Raw genomic sequence first — 17,829 nt, forward strand, 5'->3', positions numbered from 1 at the left:
TTCTTTACTCATTAGTTCAGTATAACCCAAAAAAAGACAGATGCAAAGCGATTTCTTTACATCTGTCCCGATTTGTGCTGTTTTACTGATTCTTCCTGTCTAATGTAAACCAGAATTCTACACCATTATCATAATTCTGCACGCCATACTGCTGGTGAAGCCCCTCCATGATCGCCTTGACGATGGACAAACCTATTCCACTTCCACCATATTCCCTGGTTCTTGCCTTATCTACTTTGTAGAATTTATTCCAGAGATTCGGAATGTCCGCTTCCGGTATCGGTGTACCGGTATTGAATACCGTTACTTTTACATGATCACTCTCTGTAAGAACACGAATCTCGATTTCCCGGTCTCCATCCAGATGATTCAGCGCATTGCTGGTATAATTCGTTACGACTTCTTCAATCTTAAACTCATCCGCCCATACATAGATCGGTGCTTCTGCTTCAAAGCTGACTTTTGCTTCTTTCTGCTGAATCATGATATCCATAGACTGCAGAACACCACGAATCAGACTTACAATATCAAAGCGCTCCACGGTCATCTCGTCCCTGCCAGATTCCAGTTGATTCAAAGTCAGAAGATTACGGACAAGTTTATTCATCTTTGCAGCTTCATCCATGATAACATCACAATAAAATTCCCGGCTCTCAGGATCATCGGAGATATTCTCCTTCAGGCCTTCTGCATATCCCTGTACCAGTGCGATCGGAGTTTTCAGTTCATGTGAAACATTATTCAGAAATTCCTGCCGCATCTGATCAATACGCTCTTTATTTTCAATATCCTTCTGCAATTCATTGTTCGCCGATTTGAGTTCAGAAATTGTCTTTTCCAACTGTGCAGACATACGGTTAAAGTTCTCACCCAGTTCATCAATTTCATTTCCGGCATGACTCTGATATTTTGCATCAAAATCCAGATCACTCATTTTTGTAGAAAGCAAAGTCAGTTCACTGATAGGACGAGTGATTCGCTTCGTAACAAACCAGATGACCAGACCACTGACCAGAATAATCATGATGCCCACATAGAAATAGAACTTATTCGATATGGATACACTCTCGCGGATACTTTCCAAAGGTGTCCGAATCAGAAAATAACAGCCATTTTCCAATTCACCCCAGCTCTCCACATATTCCATTCCCGCAAAACGATCCCGAACCTGCTGAATCACATAACTGTCATTCTGCTGCAGAATCTTTGTATGATCATCTTTTTTCTGATCCAGATCATAAGCATATCCCACCAGTCTTGCCTCCAGAAGATCCTCATTGCTTCCCACAGAGCAGACCGTCTGTCCATCTGCTGTAATAACAATCCATGTCAGGTTATTCTCAGAACTGTCTTTAAACATTTCATCAGAAACTTCTGCATTACAGTTTCCATCAGAATCGGTTTCTACATACAATTCCTCCAGATTCCTGACCGCTTCCTGAAGTACATCTGTCTTTTTGCTGATATAGTAATGTTCCAGAAACAGGCCATTGATCACTGTTGTAATCACCATGGAAAGCAGAAGCAATCCAATAAACCAGAATTCAATCTGTCGTCTCAGCGGATGAAATTTCTTTTTTTTCTGTTTTCCTGTTGCTTTATGACGCGATTTCATGCTTCATCTACCTCAAATTTGTAGCCCATTCCCCAGACTGTCTTGATATATTCTCCTTTGTCTCCCATTTTGCTTCTCAGCTTTTTAACATGTGTATCTATCGTACGCGCGTCTCCAAAATAATCATAGTTCCATACAGAATTCAGAATCTTTTCTCTGGAAAGTGCGATTCCCTGATTTTCAAGGAAATATGTGAGCAGTTCAAATTCTTTAAAACTCAGTTCCATTGGTTTGTCATCCACTGTTGCCTGATGCGCGGATTTATCAATTACAATACCGCCTGCAGAAAGCACATCATTTCCGGCATCCTGTCCGGTTCTTCGAAGGATTGCCTCAACTCTTGCTACCAGGATCTTCGGACTGAACGGCTTGGAAATATATTCATCCACACCCAGATCAAATCCAAGCAGTTCATCTCTCTCATCTCCTCTGGCTGTCAGCATGATAATTGGAACTTTGGAATTTTTGCGAATCTCTCGGCAGACTTCCCATCCATCCATCTTCGGCATCATAACATCCAGGATCAACAGTGCTATATCTTTTTCTTCATAAAAAATATCCATCGCTTCTTCTCCATCTCCGGCTTCCAGCACATGGAAATTTTTCTTTTCAAGAAAATCTTTTACCAGCTTACGCATGCGGCTTTCATCATCTACTACAAGTATCTTTGGGGCTTCCATTTTTCATTCCTCCATCAATCATTTATTGATTCTATCTTTCTGTTTTTTATCTTAGCAGAGATTTATGTAAGTTTTGTGAACGGGCAGCAGAAATTTTTCCAGAACTGCAAAAAACCGGAAGTCATGCAACTGACTCCCGGTTCTGATCCAAATCTGTAATATGAAATTATGCAAGTGCTTTGCCAAGTGCTTTGCAGTTTTCTACTGCATCATCATCTGGCTCTTCCTGGCAGATTACACCGTCTGCAACGAGCACTGCTCCATCTTCTTTGCATTTATCTTCCCAGTTATGCATCCACTCTCCGTCTCCCCATCCATAGGATCCGAACAGTCCAATCTTTTTACCGGAAAGTTTTCCTTCGCAGGAGCTGAACATTGGTTCAAATTCATCTTCTTCCAGAACTTCATCACCCATTGCCGGACAGCCAAATGCGATTGCATCAAATTCATCTACTTTTTCTGCTGAGAAATCAGCGGTCTCAAAAGTTGTAACTTCTGCGCCAGCTGCTTTTGCGCCTTCTGCTACTGCATTTGCCATAGATTCTGTGTTTCCTGTAGAACTCCAATAAACTACTGCTACTTTACTCATCTTACTTACCTTGTCCTTTCTTATTTATGCTGCAACGGTGAGCTGGAGAATTGATCTTCCATCTGCAAACAGGCGTCTGTAGATTTCGGAACACTTCTTCAGTTTCCGGAAAAGTATCTGAGTCTGCTGTGCGTCTCCATACACTTTCCAGATCCCGCAACACTTATAATTTTTGCCTTTCTGTTCAATAAAGCCAGTCACATCATCGAGAGGATACCCCAGGAATAATCCAACCTCGTGAGGAAAACAGTCATTTTCAAAAAAACGCTCCTGAAGTTGTCTGATACAACAGTCTGTCTCCCGGCACTCATAACCACAATTTTTCAGAAGCCTGCATGCACCTTCACAGCTCAGATCCTGTTCCAGTTTTTTCTTACGATATACATAGACCAGAGCCTTGTACTTACTTGTTCTAAGTACTTCCACAAAAACGCCTTTGCTATTCAGTTTCTCATTCTCTTCTCTGACTTCCTTACGAAGTCCTTCCCTGTTCTCAGGTGTGTAAGTAAACATGTTTGCAGTTTTGATTCCTGCCAGCGTAGGCGCACAGTGTGCTATGATCTCAGCCTCTAACATTCCCGGTTCTCCTTGCCAATTAGTTGTGTCTAACCCATTGTTTTAAATTTACGGATATGTCTCCATATCCGTAAACCAGTTGTCTGTTAGTTGTTTCTAACTGATATGATAGTACAATATTTCCTATCGCCTGTCAAGAGTTTTTTGTATTTAACTTTTTATATTTTTTGCTGTCGTCTAAAGTACTGATTTCATAGAATCCATACCGATCAGCAGAGTAGACGTATTGTGCAGAAGTGCAGACATTGTCGGCTGAATCACCCCTGTCACGCCAAGTGCGATCAGACTTCCATTGATGCCAACAATTCTTCTGTAATTTTTATGGATTTTCTCCATCAGGCCATTGCTGATCTCTTTAAGTGTTACCATTACGCTCAGATCATCTGCGCCAATCGTAATGTCCGCGATTTCTCTCGCAAGCTCTGCACCATCACTGATCGCGATACCTACATCTGCTGCGGAAAGTGCCGGCGAATCGTTGATACCATCACCTACCATCAGCACTTTTCGTCCCTGCGCTTTAGCTTCTTCCACAAATTTGGCTTTGTCTTCCGGAAGGACTTCGGAATAGTATTTATCTACACCAACTCTCGCCGCAATTGCCTTTGCAGTACGATCACTGTCCCCAGTCATCATAACAATCTGGGTAAATCCGGCTTTTCGAAGCGCTTTTACCACTTCCGGAGCCTCTGGACGAAGTGGATCTTCAATACAGATCACAGCTGCCAGCTCACCTTCGATTCCCAGATAAAGATGTGAATATTCTTCTGGCAGGTTCATGAAAAGTTCTTCTTTTCCTGCCGGTATTATACATTTTTCATCTTCAAATACAAAATGATGGCTTCCGATGATCGCCTTTCTTCCATCCACAGTTGTAGAAATACCATGTGCTACGATATATTCTACTTTAGAATGCATCTCTTCATGTGTCAGTCCACGTTCTTTTGCAGCATCCATAACTGCCTTCGCCATAGAATGAGGAAAGTGTTCTTCCATGCAGGCAGCCAGTCTTAAAAGATCTTCTTTAGATTCGCCATTAAAAGAAACGACATCAACTACTGTCGGCTGTGCTTTGGTCAGTGTGCCGGTCTTGTCAAATACGATCGTATCTGCCTCTGCTACTGCTTCCAGGAATTTGCCGCCTTTCACAGTAATATGATGAGCATTTGCCTCACGGATCGCAGCAAGCACAGAAATCGGCATTGCAAGTTTCAGGGCACAGGAGAAGTCAACCATCAGAATGGACAGTGCTTTTGTTATATTTCTGGTAAGAGCATAAGTAAGAGCTGTTCCTGCCAGTGTATATGGAACTAATCTGTCCGCAAGATGTTCTGCTTTACTCTCTACAGCCGATTTTAATTTTTCGGTTTCTTCGATCATAGTTACGATTTTTTCAAACTTGGTAGATCCTGAAGTTTCTTTTACGCGAATCGTAAGCTCGCCTTCTTCCATAACGGTTCCGGCATACACATAGCCTGCTTCACGTTTTGCAACCGGCATAGACTCGCCTGTCAGGGAAGCTTCATTTACCATAGCCTCACCTTCTGTAACAATGCCATCAAACGGAATCACAGTTCCCATATGTATACGTACTCTGTCGCCAGGCTTGATCGTATCTGCATTTACCAGTACCTCGGAATCCTCTGACACCAGCCATACCTTGCTTACGTTCAGAGACATACTTCTTGCAAGATCATCCACGGATTTCTTATGTGTCCAGTCTTCAAGGATTTCTCCGAATCCAAGAAGGAACATAACGGAAGATGCTGTGCTGAAGTCACCTCTGAGAACGGATACTCCAATCGCTGTTGCATCCAGAACGGAAACTTCAATTCTGCATTTTGCAAGGCTGCGTACGCCTTTCCAAATATATTTTACAGATTTCAGGGTTGTCAGGAATGTCCGTATCGGAAGTGGCAGAAAAATTTTCTTTCCATAATGGATCACAACGTGATTTACCATTTTCTCCCAGTATTCACCGTTCATTTCTCTTCCGGAATTCTGCAGATAGCTCTCAGGCGCTTCTGCCTTCTCATAGGAAAAACTCTGAACTGCCTTCAATATTTCTTCTCTGTCACCAGAATAGCAGATAACTGCATCCTGATTTCGTTCTACTACTTTTGCAGAGGTTACGCCATCAAGCTTTGTCAGAAAATATTCTAACTGATCCGCCTGTCTGCATGTCATTCGTTCCTGACAGATATGAAGTCTGACTCTGCCTCTGATCTCATGTTCTATTTTAAATCTCATATTGTCATCACCTTTAGTTTTTGTGGTCAAGATAAAAACACCTGCAGCTTATCACCGCAGGTGCCTCATTCTTATTCCTCTTCTGCTGCAGTCTCTTCTGTCTCTTTAAAGGATTCTTCTTCAGCAGTATCTTCAAATGCTTCTTCAGCTGCCGCACGGTCTTCGTTGATCTGCTGTGCTTCTGCGTAGATGTCTTCTGCATTTTCCTGAACTTTAGATACAGTCTTCATTACGCAATCTTTTGCGCGAAGAACAGCTGCTGTGCAGTTTGTATAAACTTTCTTTGCATCTTTACTGGAAAGAAGTTTGATTCCTGCTGTTCCGAATAACACTCCTGCTGCAAATACTCCGCTGTGTTTCTTATCAAGTTTGATCATGGTAAGTTCCTCCTGTATATTATATTATTTTTATCTTTTTCAGTGCCTTGTTCCCTTGGCATTACCCATATTATAAAATCTCCCGAGCAAAAGTCCAGACTAACTTGCGCAAGTGATAAATTTTCTCATTATTGTCTAAAATTACGCATTTTAAAAGTCTTGATTTTTGTATATTTTTTCGGCAGAAAACGGTTAGTTGCCGCTTTCCACCGATACTCTGCGCACTCTTCTCGACTGAAGATATCCACAGGATTCCATACCTTTTTCAATGACTTTGCATAATTTTTCATTGTCCAGCCGGATACTTGTCTGATCATCCAGCTGAACGCAGCAGACAGGCACCTGGGATGGCTCATCGCAGAGACGATACGCACTTTTTCTTTTCAATGCACCAATCTCTTCCAAAAGATTGATCATTCTGTAAATAGTCGCCATCCCTATATTCGGATCTTTCTTAGATGCAAGAAAATAAATTTCCTTACAGCAGGTACATTCTTCCTGCAAAATAATATCCAATATGATTTTTCTTTGTTTTGTAATTCGACAGCCCTCCCGGCGAAGTCTGTCCATGATAGCACTTCGCTGCATACTGCCCCTCTGATACTGCTGATTACGGAAGGATTCCTGAGCAGGATCTGATATCTGATCATAAATTTCCTCTTGCAATGCTTCCATTTACGTTCCTCCTGATCCGTCCAGTTTATTCGAAGCCGTCGATGCTTCGTTTACGGTAACTTTAGTTCGTTTCGACTATCACGAGTTTACATCTTCTAACTGTTGCTGTCAAGATTTTTTGCAATTTTTATGGAATAGTGTCAAAATCAAATAAAAAAAATTTGCTTCCTCCCTTGACAATTCTGTGCCATCTTTCATATAATAAGAGACAGTCAAAACAAAAGCATCGTCTGTTCACCAGTAATATCGGAATTTTTCCGTACCTGATCAGGGCTTGTACTGGTTTCGACGGGGGCTTTGAAGTTGAGGCAGCCATCCGCAGACTCCTGGACTGCGTACCAACCGGGAAACTAAATATAAACGCAGACGAACAGTACGCGTTAGCAGCCTAAGTGCTGCTCATCAGCCCTAATGCACTCACACATCAGGAATCTGGTGTCGACTATGTGAGAAACCTTGCCGGGTAAGCTTTGCCCCGGTAGATGTATCATGAAGCTACTGAAGCAGTAAGCCTGTCGGTGGGCGTACTGCCAAGGGAATGTCAAATCAGCGACTGTGATGGGAGATACCGCAAGGGATAGGCTTTCGGACAGGGGTTCGATTCCCCTCAGGTCCATTTTATGAGTACCTTATAAATCCAGTAAAATCAAGAGTTTCAGGGCTTTGCTTGAACGCATGTTCTGATTACTCTTGACTACTCTGGGATTTCGTTTTTCAAAAACAATCTTGTTAATTCTATTATGTTTTTTCATAAATGACAGATATAACTTCCTTTTCAATCCACTTTTTATATATACAATATAATGGATATTACCAATTGCATTATCCTTCTATATTAATAGGCAGTTTCATTAAATTGCATACATTTTCTTTTCCATAATATTATAAAAAAACCGTATAAATAACCACATAAAGAGTGTGAAGCCTATTCTTAAATTATCAGGGTTTCATATTTTTACCACACAAAAGAAAAAGCCGACCTGTCACCTACATTATAGATGACCGTCAGCTTTTTCTTTTTATACAGTTTCAGTGCCTGTACTTATTCTGCCATTTTCTTCTGAACAAATTCGAATTCGTCTGTAATTTCTTTAGACGGTGCCTTGGTTGTAAGGCTTACCAGAATAATCATAGCACAGGAAATCAGAAATGCCGGAAGCAATTCATAGAAATCCAGAAAAGCCACATTCGGACGGACAAGATATTTCCACACAAATACCATAACGCCACCAGAAATCATTCCTGCGAGAGCTCCCTGCCAATTGGTACGTTTCCAGAACAACGCAAATAACACAACTGGTCCAAATACGGCTCCAAATCCTGCCCATGCAAAAGATACAATATTAAATACAGAGCTATCCGGATTGCGGGCAATGATAACAGCAATGACAGCAATCAGCAACAAAGTAACACGATCTGTCAACATGGTTTCCTGTCTTTTTTTCTTCAGAACAGCTCCAAAAAGATCTGAAGAAACTGCTGAAGAAGCTGCAAGCAGCTGTGAATCCGCCGTAGACATTGTTGATGCCAGAATACCTGCCAGAATTGTACCGCCAAGCAATGCCGGAAGAACACCATATGTACTCAAAAGATCCGCAATCTTAACAATAATGGTTTCAGAATTGGATCCCTGAAGCATTTCCAGTTTGCCCGCTTCTGTCATCCCAAGACCAATCACACCAATCAGTACTGCTACTGCCAGTGAAATCACAACCCATGTTGTGGCTACTTTTCTGGATAAAGAAAGTTTCTTTTCATCTTCGATTGCCATAAAACGAAGAAGGATATGCGGCATTCCAAAATATCCAAGTCCCCATGCAAGCATAGAAACAATATTTATCACCGGATATGCTGCCTCTGTTCCTGTCACCGGATCATATGTAGTCATCATAGTTAAATAGCCTGGTAATGACTTCGCATGGTCGATGACTGCCGAAGGTCCTCCTGCTACTGAGACGCCAAAACCAAAGACAATAATCAGTGCAATTGACATAATGATACTCTGGATAAAATCCGTCGTAGATGCTGCAAGGAATCCTCCAAGAGTCGTATACGCTACAATAACCAATGCACTGATAATCATAGCCGTGAGATACTTAACTCCAAAAAGACTGGAGAACAGTTTTCCACAGGCAGCAAATCCGGAAGCTGTATACGGAATAAAGAAAATTACAATAAAAACAGCTCCAATGGACTGCAAAATATGGCGATTATCTCTGAAACGGTTGCTGAAGAATGAAGGTAATGTAATCGAGTTGCCTGCTATGTGCGTGTAAAGTCGGATTCTTTTTGCAACGATCTTCCAGTTAAGATAAGTTCCGATTGCCAGGCCGATTGCTGTCCATCCGGCATCCGCAATTCCGGACAGATACGCCAGTCCCGGAAGTCCCATTAAAAGCCAGCTGCTCATATCGGAAGCTTCTGCACTCATTGCCGTAACCAATGGACCAAGCTTTCTGCCACCCAGATAAAAATCGGAGGTGTCATTATTTTTCTTGGAACAGAGATATCCGACATAGAGCATTGCACCAAGATAAACAATGATCGCTATCATGATGCAGATGTGTGATGTTGTCATAAGTTCCTCTCCCTTCTGAATATAAATGCATATTTATACATCTGTTAATATACATATAACCACAATTTTATTCGAAAACATGAAAAAAGTAAAGAAATTTCTCAAGGAAAAATATTCTGTTTATATAAAAAAACAAAACATACAAAAAGTGCGGAAAATGCTGTGAAAATCACATAAAATCTACTAATCCTCCTCTATTATTTGTCGAAAAATCTATGAAATTGTCAGACGAATTATGTTGACGAAAAACAGACCGTGATTATAGAATAATGGCGAAACCTATAGTTAATTGCACAAACGGAGGAGTAGAATATTGGAAAACAAAACTGAAATCGTAATTGCAAATTACATCGAAACAATGATGAAAGAAAGGAGACAGAGGATATTTGATTCTGATACGTATATTCAGCAGGATAACGGAGATCTGGATTATCTGGAAGAACGCTACAGCAGTCTGAATATTCCGCATGTAATGCGCAGAGTAATTGATGACTATATTGCATGCCTGGAATCAAGAAACGAGAGATATGCAGACATGTCTTATGTCGCTGGAATGGGAGATGCAATCTCTTTACTCAAAAATATGGGAGTACTAAACAATAATCAGGAACAGTATGCCGTACATGCTGAATAATACCACAGAAATTTGAATCTGTAATGTAACAATAGTATCGTTTATGCAATAAAAGACTATATTTATTTTAAAAAAGGCATAGCCGGGGAAATCCGGTGGCGCAAAACTATAGGGTCTAAGCGAATGTATGACAGCCAGTTGCAGGAGAGATAATATAACTCTTTTACGAAAAAAGTTGACGACCATCCATGGTTTCAGGATGAATCGTCAACTTTTTTATTTTACCATAAATAAGAAAAGATCGAAGCTCCGATCACGGTGCACAGACCGCATACTACGATCGCAAGGCTGCTCATTGCTCCTTCTACTTCTCCAAGCTCCATTGCTCTTGCTGTGCCTACCGCATGGGATGCTGTACCGATTGCGAGGCCTCTGGAGATCGGACTTTTAATACGGAAAAGTTTACAGATAAATTCCGCAGACATGTTTCCGAGTACACCTGTAATAATGATCACTGCAACAGAGATTGTCACATAGCCGCCAAGTTCCTCAGATACTCCCATACCGATCGCTGTCGTAATAGACTTCGGAAGCATAGTCACATATTCTTTGTGGCTCAGACCGAATATTACAGACATTGCAAGTACCGTTCCAAGACTTGCGATCACCCCTGAGATAACGCCCCCAAGTATCGCTCCGATATTCTTTTTCAGCAGATCGAGCTGCAGATACAAAGGAATCGCCAGGCTTACCGTCGCAGGCGTCAGAAGATAGCTCAGGTATTTTGCACTCATATTGTAACTTTCATAGTCAACATGAAATACTACCAGAAATACGATCACGATCGCAATAGAGATCAGAAGAGGATTTAACAACGCCAACTTCCATTTACGCTGTGCTGCAAGACCAATCTCATAAGCAAGGAGACTGATCACAATTCCTATCGTTGCCGAACTTAAGATCAGATTATCCATATTACTTTTTCTCTCCTTTTCTTGAAATTAAGAAATCTGTCACTTTTCCTGTCACGATCATAACTACAAAAGTAGATACAACTGTGATCACAAGAAGCGGCACAAGGAAAGATTGTAACTGGCTCCAGGATGTGATCAGACCAACACCTGCAGGAATAAACATCAACGGCATGATCTCAATCAGAAATTCTCCTGTCTCTTTTACATGCTCTACTTTTATCACTCCCAAAAGAAGAAGCACAAACATCAGAATCAGTCCATAGATACTACCCGGTATCGGAAGCGGGATAAAATATTTCATGATCTCTCCCGCACAGGTCACAGCAAGGATGATTCCAAACTGTCTCAGATACTTCACACTATTCGCCTCCCGAATTAAAATCTGGTCATTGTTCATATCATTTTTATGAACAACAAATCGTCACTTATTATAGCACACCCTTTTTTGTCTCAACAAGTCAAATAAAGTACAAAAAACTGCCGTAATAATGGCAGTTTTTTATATAAAAGTTTTATTAATGTCAATTTTTGGTCTTTTTCATTTTTTTCAGATCAAAGATTTCTGGAAAGATTCCATTGCAAAATCATAAAATCTACGTGAACAACCAGAAAGCTTTTCTCCTTTCAAATTTGCCATAACCAATTTCCATGAGGCATTCAGACTTTTATCGAGAAGAAACCATTCCAGATTTTCTGTACCGGAATACAGTGTCAGATAAGACTGTGGCAAAATCGTCACACCCATCCCTGCTGCAACAAGGCGTTTGGCCGTTTCCATATTTCTGGTCGTGCAACAGATCTCCGGGATGATTCCGGCATTTTCCAGAATCTGATCTGTCACCTGACGAAGTTTCTGTCTTTTAGCCACCATCACAAATGGAACATCCTGCAACTTTTTCAGATTTTCTGCGGATAATTGCTGTGCCTCCTTAAATGGAAGCCGATTTTTCATCATTCTCGGAATAACCAGATAAAAAGGATCTTCCGAAAAGCTTTTGAGCTGCACCATATCTCCAGTATCATGTTCATGCATAATACAGAAATCTACTTTTTTCTCCAGAAGAAGTTTTTCCAGTTCAGAAGAATTTCCTTCACGGATGTTGACCTTCACTTTTGGATACTGTCTGGCAAATGCAGGAAGGATTGCGGGAAGCAGGCATGTTCCAAGATTCATCGGAATTCCGACCGTCACGGTCCCCTTTTTCATCTCCATGCATTCTTCCAGTTCTTTTCTATACTGACGGTACAGTTCCTCTACCTGCTTCAGTGTTTCAATGATATGCTTTCCGTATTCCGTACTTCGCACACCCCTCCGGTTTCGTTCAAAAAGCGGATTTCCCAGATCTTTCTCTATCTGCCAGAGTTTCTGGCTTAAGGACGGCTGTGCCACAAACAGCTTTTCTGCCGCCGCCGAGATACGTCCCTGTTCGTTCACTTCCAGGAGATAGCGGATCTCCTGCTCTGTCCAGGAATGGAGACTGTGACACTCTTTTGTCGTTTCAAGGACTTTCCTGGCAAAGCGGATCGTTGTCTCACCCTCCGCGGTCAGTACAAGTCCCTCTCTTGTCCGCTTAAACAGAGGAGCATCAATCTCTTCCTCCATATTTTTGACTGTCCTCGTCAGTGTAGACGAATCTTTATGCAGTACGGCTGCTGCTTTCTGAATATTTTCTTCTCTGGCTATTGTACAAAAGTATCTTAACTGACGCTCGTTCATGATGCTCCTCCTGACTGTATATTTCTTTTATCTGAGCAGGTCTCTTCTGCTGTGATAGGTGGTATGAAGTAATTTGTGGGATTTTTCGCTTAAAGGCTCTCCCAGATATTCTTCATATAATTTCTGTACATAAATATTTTCATGTGACTTACGGATCGGAAGTTTCTGGTCTTCCTCATAGATCGCTCTCTGGCGTTCTCTTACTTTTGCCATGGTCTTCGGTGCGTTTCCGCCGCCTCCGATGCAGCCACCCTCACACGCCATTACCTCAATAAAATGATACGGGGATGTTCCGGCTTTGATCTGTTCCAGGATGCCTTCCACGTTCTTGAGACCGTGGACGATCGCAACGCGGATCTCCTGACCTTTGATCGTAAGGGAAGCTTCACGAATTCCTTCAAGTCCACGTACCTGCATGAATTCCAGTTTCTCAAGAGTCTCCCCTGTGAGCACTTCGTATACCGTACGCAGTGCCGCCTCCATAACGCCGCCGGTGCTTCCGAAAATCTGTCCTGCACCGCTTCCAAGACCGAACGGTGCATCAAATTCCTGATCCTCCAGATCCTCGAAATGGATTCCTGCGGTACGGATCATCTTGGCAAGCTCTACCACTGTGATGGAGATATCTACATCCTGGAATCCACTGTCATGGAATTCTTTTCTCCTGCATTCAAATTTCTTTGCGGTACATGGCATGACAGACACGCTGCAGATGTCTTTCGGATCAATCTTTTCTTTTTCTGCAAAAAAGGTCTTGATGACAGCTCCGAACATCTGCTGTGGGGATTTTGCTGTGGAAAGATGATCAAGCTGGTCATAACCATAAGTCTCGCAGTATTTGACCCATGCCGGACAGCAGGAAGTGATGAGCGGCAGAGTTCCGTGGTTCTGCATTCTGTGAAGGAACTCCGTTCCCTCCTCCATGATCGTCAGATCCGCAGTAAAATCAGAGTCGAATACTTTGTGGAAACCGATCTTTCTGAGCGCATGGACGATCTTTCCGGTTGTTACGGTTCCCGGCTTGTAGCCAAGAGATTCTGCCAGCGTGATACGTACAGACGGTGCGATCTGAACTGTCATATATTTGCCTGCATCGATCTGCTCATAGATGCGCTCTGTATCATCGTGAACGGACAGTGCTCCGACCGGACATACCTGGATACACTGACCACAGTTGACGCAGCTTGTATCTGCCAGAAGTTTTCCATATGGCGGAACAACTACTGTGTCAAAACCTCTGTTTTCTTTTGCCATGACCATGACACCCTGTTTCTGGGAACATGCCTCCACGCAGCGGTTACAGAGGATACATTTGCTCATGTCACGTACGATCGACGGTGAAGAATTATCAAATCTCGCGTCACGTACCTGCATCTCATAACGGTTCGGACGGTTCATATTCAGGTCTTTTGCGACTTTCTGAAGCTCACAGCTTCCATTTTTGGAACATACCAGACAGTCCTGCGGATGTCTTGCAAGAATCAGCTCCATGATGTTTTTTCTTGCCTTGATAACTTTCGGGGAGGCTGTTTTTACTACCATTCCTTCTGTGACCGGTGTGCTGCAGGCTGCCGGAAGAAGTCTCTGTCCCTCAACTTCTACCACACAGATACGGCAGACAGCTTTGACTGCCTGATCCTCATGATGGCAGAGAGTCGGGATATGTACGTTCAGAAGCTTTGCCGCTTCCAGGATCGTGGTTCCTTCTTTTACTTCGATCGGTTCCCCGTCTATTGTTAAATGGATCATCTTTATTCTCCTTCCTCACTGCATACCGGGCAGTAGTCTTTGTCAATGTGTCTCAGGTAACAGGAATAAAAGTTCTGGATGCTGCTCAGAACCGGAACTGCTGTCGAATGGCCCAGACCACAGAGTGCAGTCAGACGCATCGTCTCTGCAAGATCCTGAATCGTATCAATATCCTTCACGCTTCCTTTTCCCTGAGAGATCTTTGTGATCAGCTGGTACAATCTTGTTCCTCCCTCTCTGCACGGTGTACATTTGCCGCAGGATTCGCCGCGGAAAAAATCAAGATTATTTCTTACGATATCGATGATACAGTTGCGGTCGTCCATGACAAGAATCGTTCCACATCCAAGTCTTCCGCCGGAATTGGAAACCTGATCGATGTCCAGTGTCATATCGATCTGGGAAGCATTGATGATCGCTCCGGATGCACCACCTGTCTGCACTGCCAGAAGTTCATGTCCTTCTTCCATGCCGCCGCAGACTTCGTAAATCAGGTCTTTGAGATTGATCCCCATCGGGAATTCAAAGACACCTCTTCGCTTTACGTTTCCACAGACGGTAAATAATTTTGTTCCCGGGCTGTTTTCTGTTCCCAGTGTGCGGAACCATTCCCATCCGTTCTGGAAGATCACGCTGATGTTTGCAAGTGTCTCTACATTGTTCAGCACGGTTGGCTTTCCGAACAATCCTTTGATCCCAGGGAATGGTGGACGGAATCGCGGCTCGCCTCGTTTTCCTTCGATGGATTCAAACAGGGCTGTCTCCTCACCACAGACATAAGCACCTGCGCCGGAACGAAGTTTGATGTCAAAATCAAAGCCGCTGCCCTGGATGTTTTCTCCCAGCATGTTTGCCTCACGGGAAGTCTTTAATGCTGCCTCCAGGATCGGAACCAGGTAGGAATATTCTGCTCTCAGATAAATAAATCCTACATGTGCATTGACTGCTTTTCCTGCGATCGCCATGCCCTCAAAGATGGAACAGGGATCGGAAGAAAGAAGGATACGGTCCTTGTTTGTTCCAGGCTCTCCCTCATCTGCATTACAGACAATGTATTTCACATCTCCCGGTGCGCCGTAGGCAAACTGCAGTTTACGGTAAGTCGGGAAACCAGCTCCTCCCCGGCCACGGAGTCCTGCATGTTCCAGTTCCTTAATGATCTCTTCCCCATTCATGTTAAGGGCTCGTTTCAGGCCCTCATAGCCGCCTGCTGCGATATATTCTCTGGCATTTTCCGGATCGATCTTTCCTCTGTTTCTCAAAAGAACTCTTTTTTCTTCCATCATTCCACCTCATCTCTGATATAGCATCTGACTACTTCTCTTACACTCTCCGGTGTGAGATTCACATAGGTTCTGTCGTTGATCATGATCGCCGGTGACTGCTCACAGATTCCAAGACATGGACAGTACTCCAGGGTAAAGCGTTTGTCCTCTGTTGTCTCCCCCATCTTGATGTGAAGCAGGTCTTCCAGTGCCCGGACGATCTCTTTTGCGCCTTTGACGTGGCATGGTGCACTTTTGCACATGCGGATGATGTATTTTCCTCTCGGCTTCACAGAAAGCATTGCGTAAAAAGTGATGAAACTGTAAACCTGTGTCTGCGGAATGTCCATCTCCCTTGCGATGACCGCTGCAACAGATGCAGAAAACGCTGTGACAATCTTCTGCGTCTGGATGACGACTTTCATTAGCATCTCCGGTCTCCCCTTGTATCTGGAAGCAATTTCTGCAATCTGTACGAGCTGAGACGATGGTGTTTTGTAGCTGTAAACTTCTTCGTTACTCATATAAAAATACCTCCCTTATCCGGCAGCCTGCCGTTTCCTGATAAGTCAAGTATAAGAAAGGATTCCTGCATCGTCTAATATGTAAAACGCGGATTTTTGCATAGGTTTTATGCATCTCTTGTGATTTATTTCACATGAAATGCCAAAAAATGATAATATCAGCGGACGCGCCACTGGCGCCTCCTCGATATGCAACGCAAAAAAACCGCCCGTAAAAACGAGCGGCATCTGTCAGTTTTTCATTACTGCTCACTTCGCTCACAGTAACTTGGTCAAAATGCATTCCAACTCACCTTCGGTGATAGCATTTTGCCCCGTATGTCTCGGGATTTTGCCATATTCATGGCAAAACACCTCGCGGAATACTATCTGTGCATAGTCATATTTCCTTTTCCTCTGAACCAAACAGGCTCATAGAGTCTTTTGAGTGTTTTTACCATAACATCTTTATCCGCATCTCTGACATAGACATCATATTTATCTTCGATACTTCCAAATGTAACTACCTTATCGATATTCAGGATCGCCTTGAGGTTTTCCAGCATATGCTCTCTCGTCGCTTCTTTTGTGTAGATCTTGAGATTTGCATAGCCCGGGTGCACCACGGAATCATGGTATGCCACACGGAAATCTGTGATCCACGGCTGCTGCATCAGTTTTTCGTAGAGTTTCTGCGTGACTTCTCTCTGCTCGATCAGATACAGGTAAACGACATTTTCACAGACTGCCTGTGTTTTCTGCACGTAGTTACGGTAGGGTGACTTGCGTCTTCTGTCGTAAACTTTCCGGTGCACTTCACTCTCGATCCTGTCATAATAAATGACCAGAAGATCGTCCACCACGCAGTTTGTAAAATAGCGGATTCCCTCCTTGTCCAGAAAACTGCTGATCATTTTTGCCTGATTCTCAGACATCTGGTATTTCATCAGATAGGAATTCTCATTCAGGTCATAAAGCACGGCTCCGTCCATGGCGATGATCGGAAGTTTCAGGTTGATCCCCGGAAGAGATTCCCGGACAGTCGCCGGTGTTCGATTTGTCGATACGGTGAAGTTCGCCCCGGATGAGATCAGACGGTTCAGCTCTACCTTGCTGTATGCCGACATTTTGTCTTCCCGGTTCAGGATCGTGTCATCAATGCCTGAGACAAACAGAACATCGTTCCTTCTGCTTCTCGGCAGATGTGCCGTATTTACGATAAATGCAATTCCGACACCGATCAGTGTATCCAGCACCCTGTTAAATACAAACAGGAACGGATCTGCATCTGTCATATGCATAACCGTGATGCTCAAAAACACCACGCAGGAAAAATAAGCTGCGTTCCTGCAATTTAATACAAGTGTCGAATAAATGACCACACCCGTAAAAAGCGAAATCAACATATATCCTGCAAAACTGCCCTTGAGCATTCCATCAAATGCATAAAGCTGGATCAGAATGATCACCAGTCCCCAGAACGCTCCGACAAATGTTCCCGTCACTCGTTTTCTTGCTGTCTCAGCCATGCTGTCCTGATAGGGCTGAATGCACTGCAGCACCGCAAGTGCGGAATAAAATGGGATTCCCTGCTTATTTCTCAGATAATATACACAAAAACAGCAGGCAACTGCCAGGGCAGAACGGATGATCCGCTGTCCGACTTTTGGAAAATATATAGGAACCTTCTGTTTTTCTGCTTTCATA

General features: G+C 43.1%; 16 protein-coding genes, 1 other RNA gene and 1 riboswitch. Of the genes, 2 read left to right on the forward strand and 15 right to left on the reverse strand.

What is annotated here, in order from left to right:
- Positions 1 to 82: 82 nt before the first annotated feature.
- The 7 genes from KQI91_RS10675 to KQI91_RS10705 form a co-directional block, all read right to left on the reverse strand.
- Positions 83 to 1,615: a sensor histidine kinase gene (locus KQI91_RS10675; RefSeq protein ID WP_216392763.1), complete on the reverse strand. Its 1,533-nt coding sequence runs from the start codon at positions 1,613 to 1,615 to the stop codon at positions 83 to 85.
- Positions 1,612 to 2,295 (reverse strand): response regulator transcription factor, encoded by a 684-nt coding sequence (locus tag KQI91_RS10680; RefSeq protein ID WP_216392764.1) that lies wholly within the window; start codon positions 2,293 to 2,295, stop codon positions 1,612 to 1,614. Before KQI91_RS10680 ends, KQI91_RS10675 begins: the two co-directional genes overlap by 4 nt.
- Positions 2,296 to 2,461: 166 nt before the next feature.
- Positions 2,462 to 2,884 carry a flavodoxin gene (locus KQI91_RS10685; RefSeq protein WP_216392765.1) on the reverse strand — a complete coding sequence of 141 codons (423 nt, stop codon included), beginning with the start codon at positions 2,882 to 2,884 and terminating at the stop codon, positions 2,462 to 2,464.
- Between the two features lie 24 nt (positions 2,885 to 2,908).
- Positions 2,909 to 3,460 carry a DUF3793 family protein gene (locus tag KQI91_RS10690; protein WP_216392766.1) on the reverse strand — a complete coding sequence of 184 codons (552 nt, stop codon included), beginning with the start codon at positions 3,458 to 3,460 and terminating at the stop codon, positions 2,909 to 2,911.
- A gap of 177 nt (positions 3,461 to 3,637) precedes the next feature.
- Positions 3,638 to 5,710 carry a heavy metal translocating P-type ATPase gene (locus KQI91_RS10695; RefSeq protein WP_216392767.1) on the reverse strand — a complete coding sequence of 691 codons (2,073 nt, stop codon included), beginning with the start codon at positions 5,708 to 5,710 and terminating at the stop codon, positions 3,638 to 3,640.
- Positions 5,711 to 5,781: 71 nt separating this feature from the next.
- The gene (locus tag KQI91_RS10700) at positions 5,782 to 6,087 is read right to left on the reverse strand and encodes a DUF6110 family protein (RefSeq protein WP_216392768.1); all 306 of its coding nucleotides are present in this window, start codon (positions 6,085 to 6,087) and stop codon (positions 5,782 to 5,784) included.
- Between the two features lie 192 nt (positions 6,088 to 6,279).
- Complete coding sequence (locus KQI91_RS10705; protein WP_216392769.1) at positions 6,280 to 6,762, reverse strand: transcriptional repressor; 483 nt, start codon at positions 6,760 to 6,762, stop codon at positions 6,280 to 6,282.
- 270 nt (positions 6,763 to 7,032) lie between these two features.
- Between KQI91_RS10705 and ssrA the strand changes: the two genes are divergently transcribed.
- Positions 7,033 to 7,381, forward strand: a transfer-messenger RNA (tmRNA) gene (gene ssrA, locus KQI91_RS10710).
- 423 nt (positions 7,382 to 7,804) lie between these two features.
- On the opposite strand, the gene putP is transcribed toward ssrA, so the two are convergent.
- Positions 7,805 to 9,340, reverse strand: coding sequence for a sodium/proline symporter PutP (gene putP, locus KQI91_RS10715; RefSeq protein ID WP_216392770.1), 1,536 nt, complete (start codon positions 9,338 to 9,340; stop codon positions 7,805 to 7,807).
- A 313-nt stretch (positions 9,341 to 9,653) separates the two neighbouring features.
- Between putP and KQI91_RS10720 the strand changes: the two genes are divergently transcribed.
- The gene (locus KQI91_RS10720; RefSeq protein ID WP_216392771.1) at positions 9,654 to 9,974 is read left to right on the forward strand and encodes a hypothetical protein; all 321 of its coding nucleotides are present in this window, start codon (positions 9,654 to 9,656) and stop codon (positions 9,972 to 9,974) included.
- A 65-nt stretch (positions 9,975 to 10,039) separates the two neighbouring features.
- Positions 10,040 to 10,120: riboswitch (cyclic di-GMP riboswitch) on the forward strand.
- Between the two features lie 75 nt (positions 10,121 to 10,195).
- On the opposite strand, the gene KQI91_RS10725 is transcribed toward KQI91_RS10720, so the two are convergent.
- The 7 genes from KQI91_RS10725 to KQI91_RS10755 form a co-directional block, all read right to left on the reverse strand.
- The gene (locus tag KQI91_RS10725; RefSeq protein ID WP_216392772.1) at positions 10,196 to 10,888 is read right to left on the reverse strand and encodes an LrgB family protein; all 693 of its coding nucleotides are present in this window, start codon (positions 10,886 to 10,888) and stop codon (positions 10,196 to 10,198) included.
- A 1-nt stretch (position 10,889) separates the two neighbouring features.
- Positions 10,890 to 11,246, reverse strand: a complete 357-nt coding sequence (locus tag KQI91_RS10730; RefSeq protein WP_216392773.1) for a CidA/LrgA family protein — start codon at positions 11,244 to 11,246, stop codon at positions 10,890 to 10,892.
- A gap of 189 nt (positions 11,247 to 11,435) precedes the next feature.
- On the reverse strand, positions 11,436 to 12,605 hold the full coding sequence (locus KQI91_RS10735; RefSeq protein ID WP_216392774.1) for a LysR family transcriptional regulator: 1,170 nt from the start codon (positions 12,603 to 12,605) through the stop codon (positions 11,436 to 11,438).
- Between the two features lie 27 nt (positions 12,606 to 12,632).
- Positions 12,633 to 14,354 carry an NADH-dependent [FeFe] hydrogenase, group A6 gene (locus KQI91_RS10740; protein ID WP_216392775.1) on the reverse strand — a complete coding sequence of 574 codons (1,722 nt, stop codon included), beginning with the start codon at positions 14,352 to 14,354 and terminating at the stop codon, positions 12,633 to 12,635.
- A 2-nt stretch (positions 14,355 to 14,356) separates the two neighbouring features.
- Positions 14,357 to 15,640 (reverse strand): NADH-quinone oxidoreductase subunit NuoF, encoded by a 1,284-nt coding sequence (gene nuoF, locus KQI91_RS10745; RefSeq protein ID WP_216392776.1) that lies wholly within the window; start codon positions 15,638 to 15,640, stop codon positions 14,357 to 14,359.
- On the reverse strand, positions 15,637 to 16,143 hold the full coding sequence (locus tag KQI91_RS10750) for an NADH-quinone oxidoreductase subunit NuoE family protein (RefSeq protein ID WP_216392777.1): 507 nt from the start codon (positions 16,141 to 16,143) through the stop codon (positions 15,637 to 15,639). Before KQI91_RS10750 ends, nuoF begins: the two co-directional genes overlap by 4 nt.
- Before the next feature lie 365 nt (positions 16,144 to 16,508).
- Positions 16,509 to 17,828: an HAD hydrolase family protein gene (locus tag KQI91_RS10755; protein WP_216392778.1), complete on the reverse strand. Its 1,320-nt coding sequence runs from the start codon at positions 17,826 to 17,828 to the stop codon at positions 16,509 to 16,511.
- Position 17,829 lies beyond the last annotated feature (1 nt).

It is taken from the genome of Blautia sp. MSJ-19 (assembly GCF_018918125.1).
In the GTDB taxonomy this organism is placed as follows: domain Bacteria; phylum Bacillota; class Clostridia; order Lachnospirales; family Lachnospiraceae; genus Blautia_A.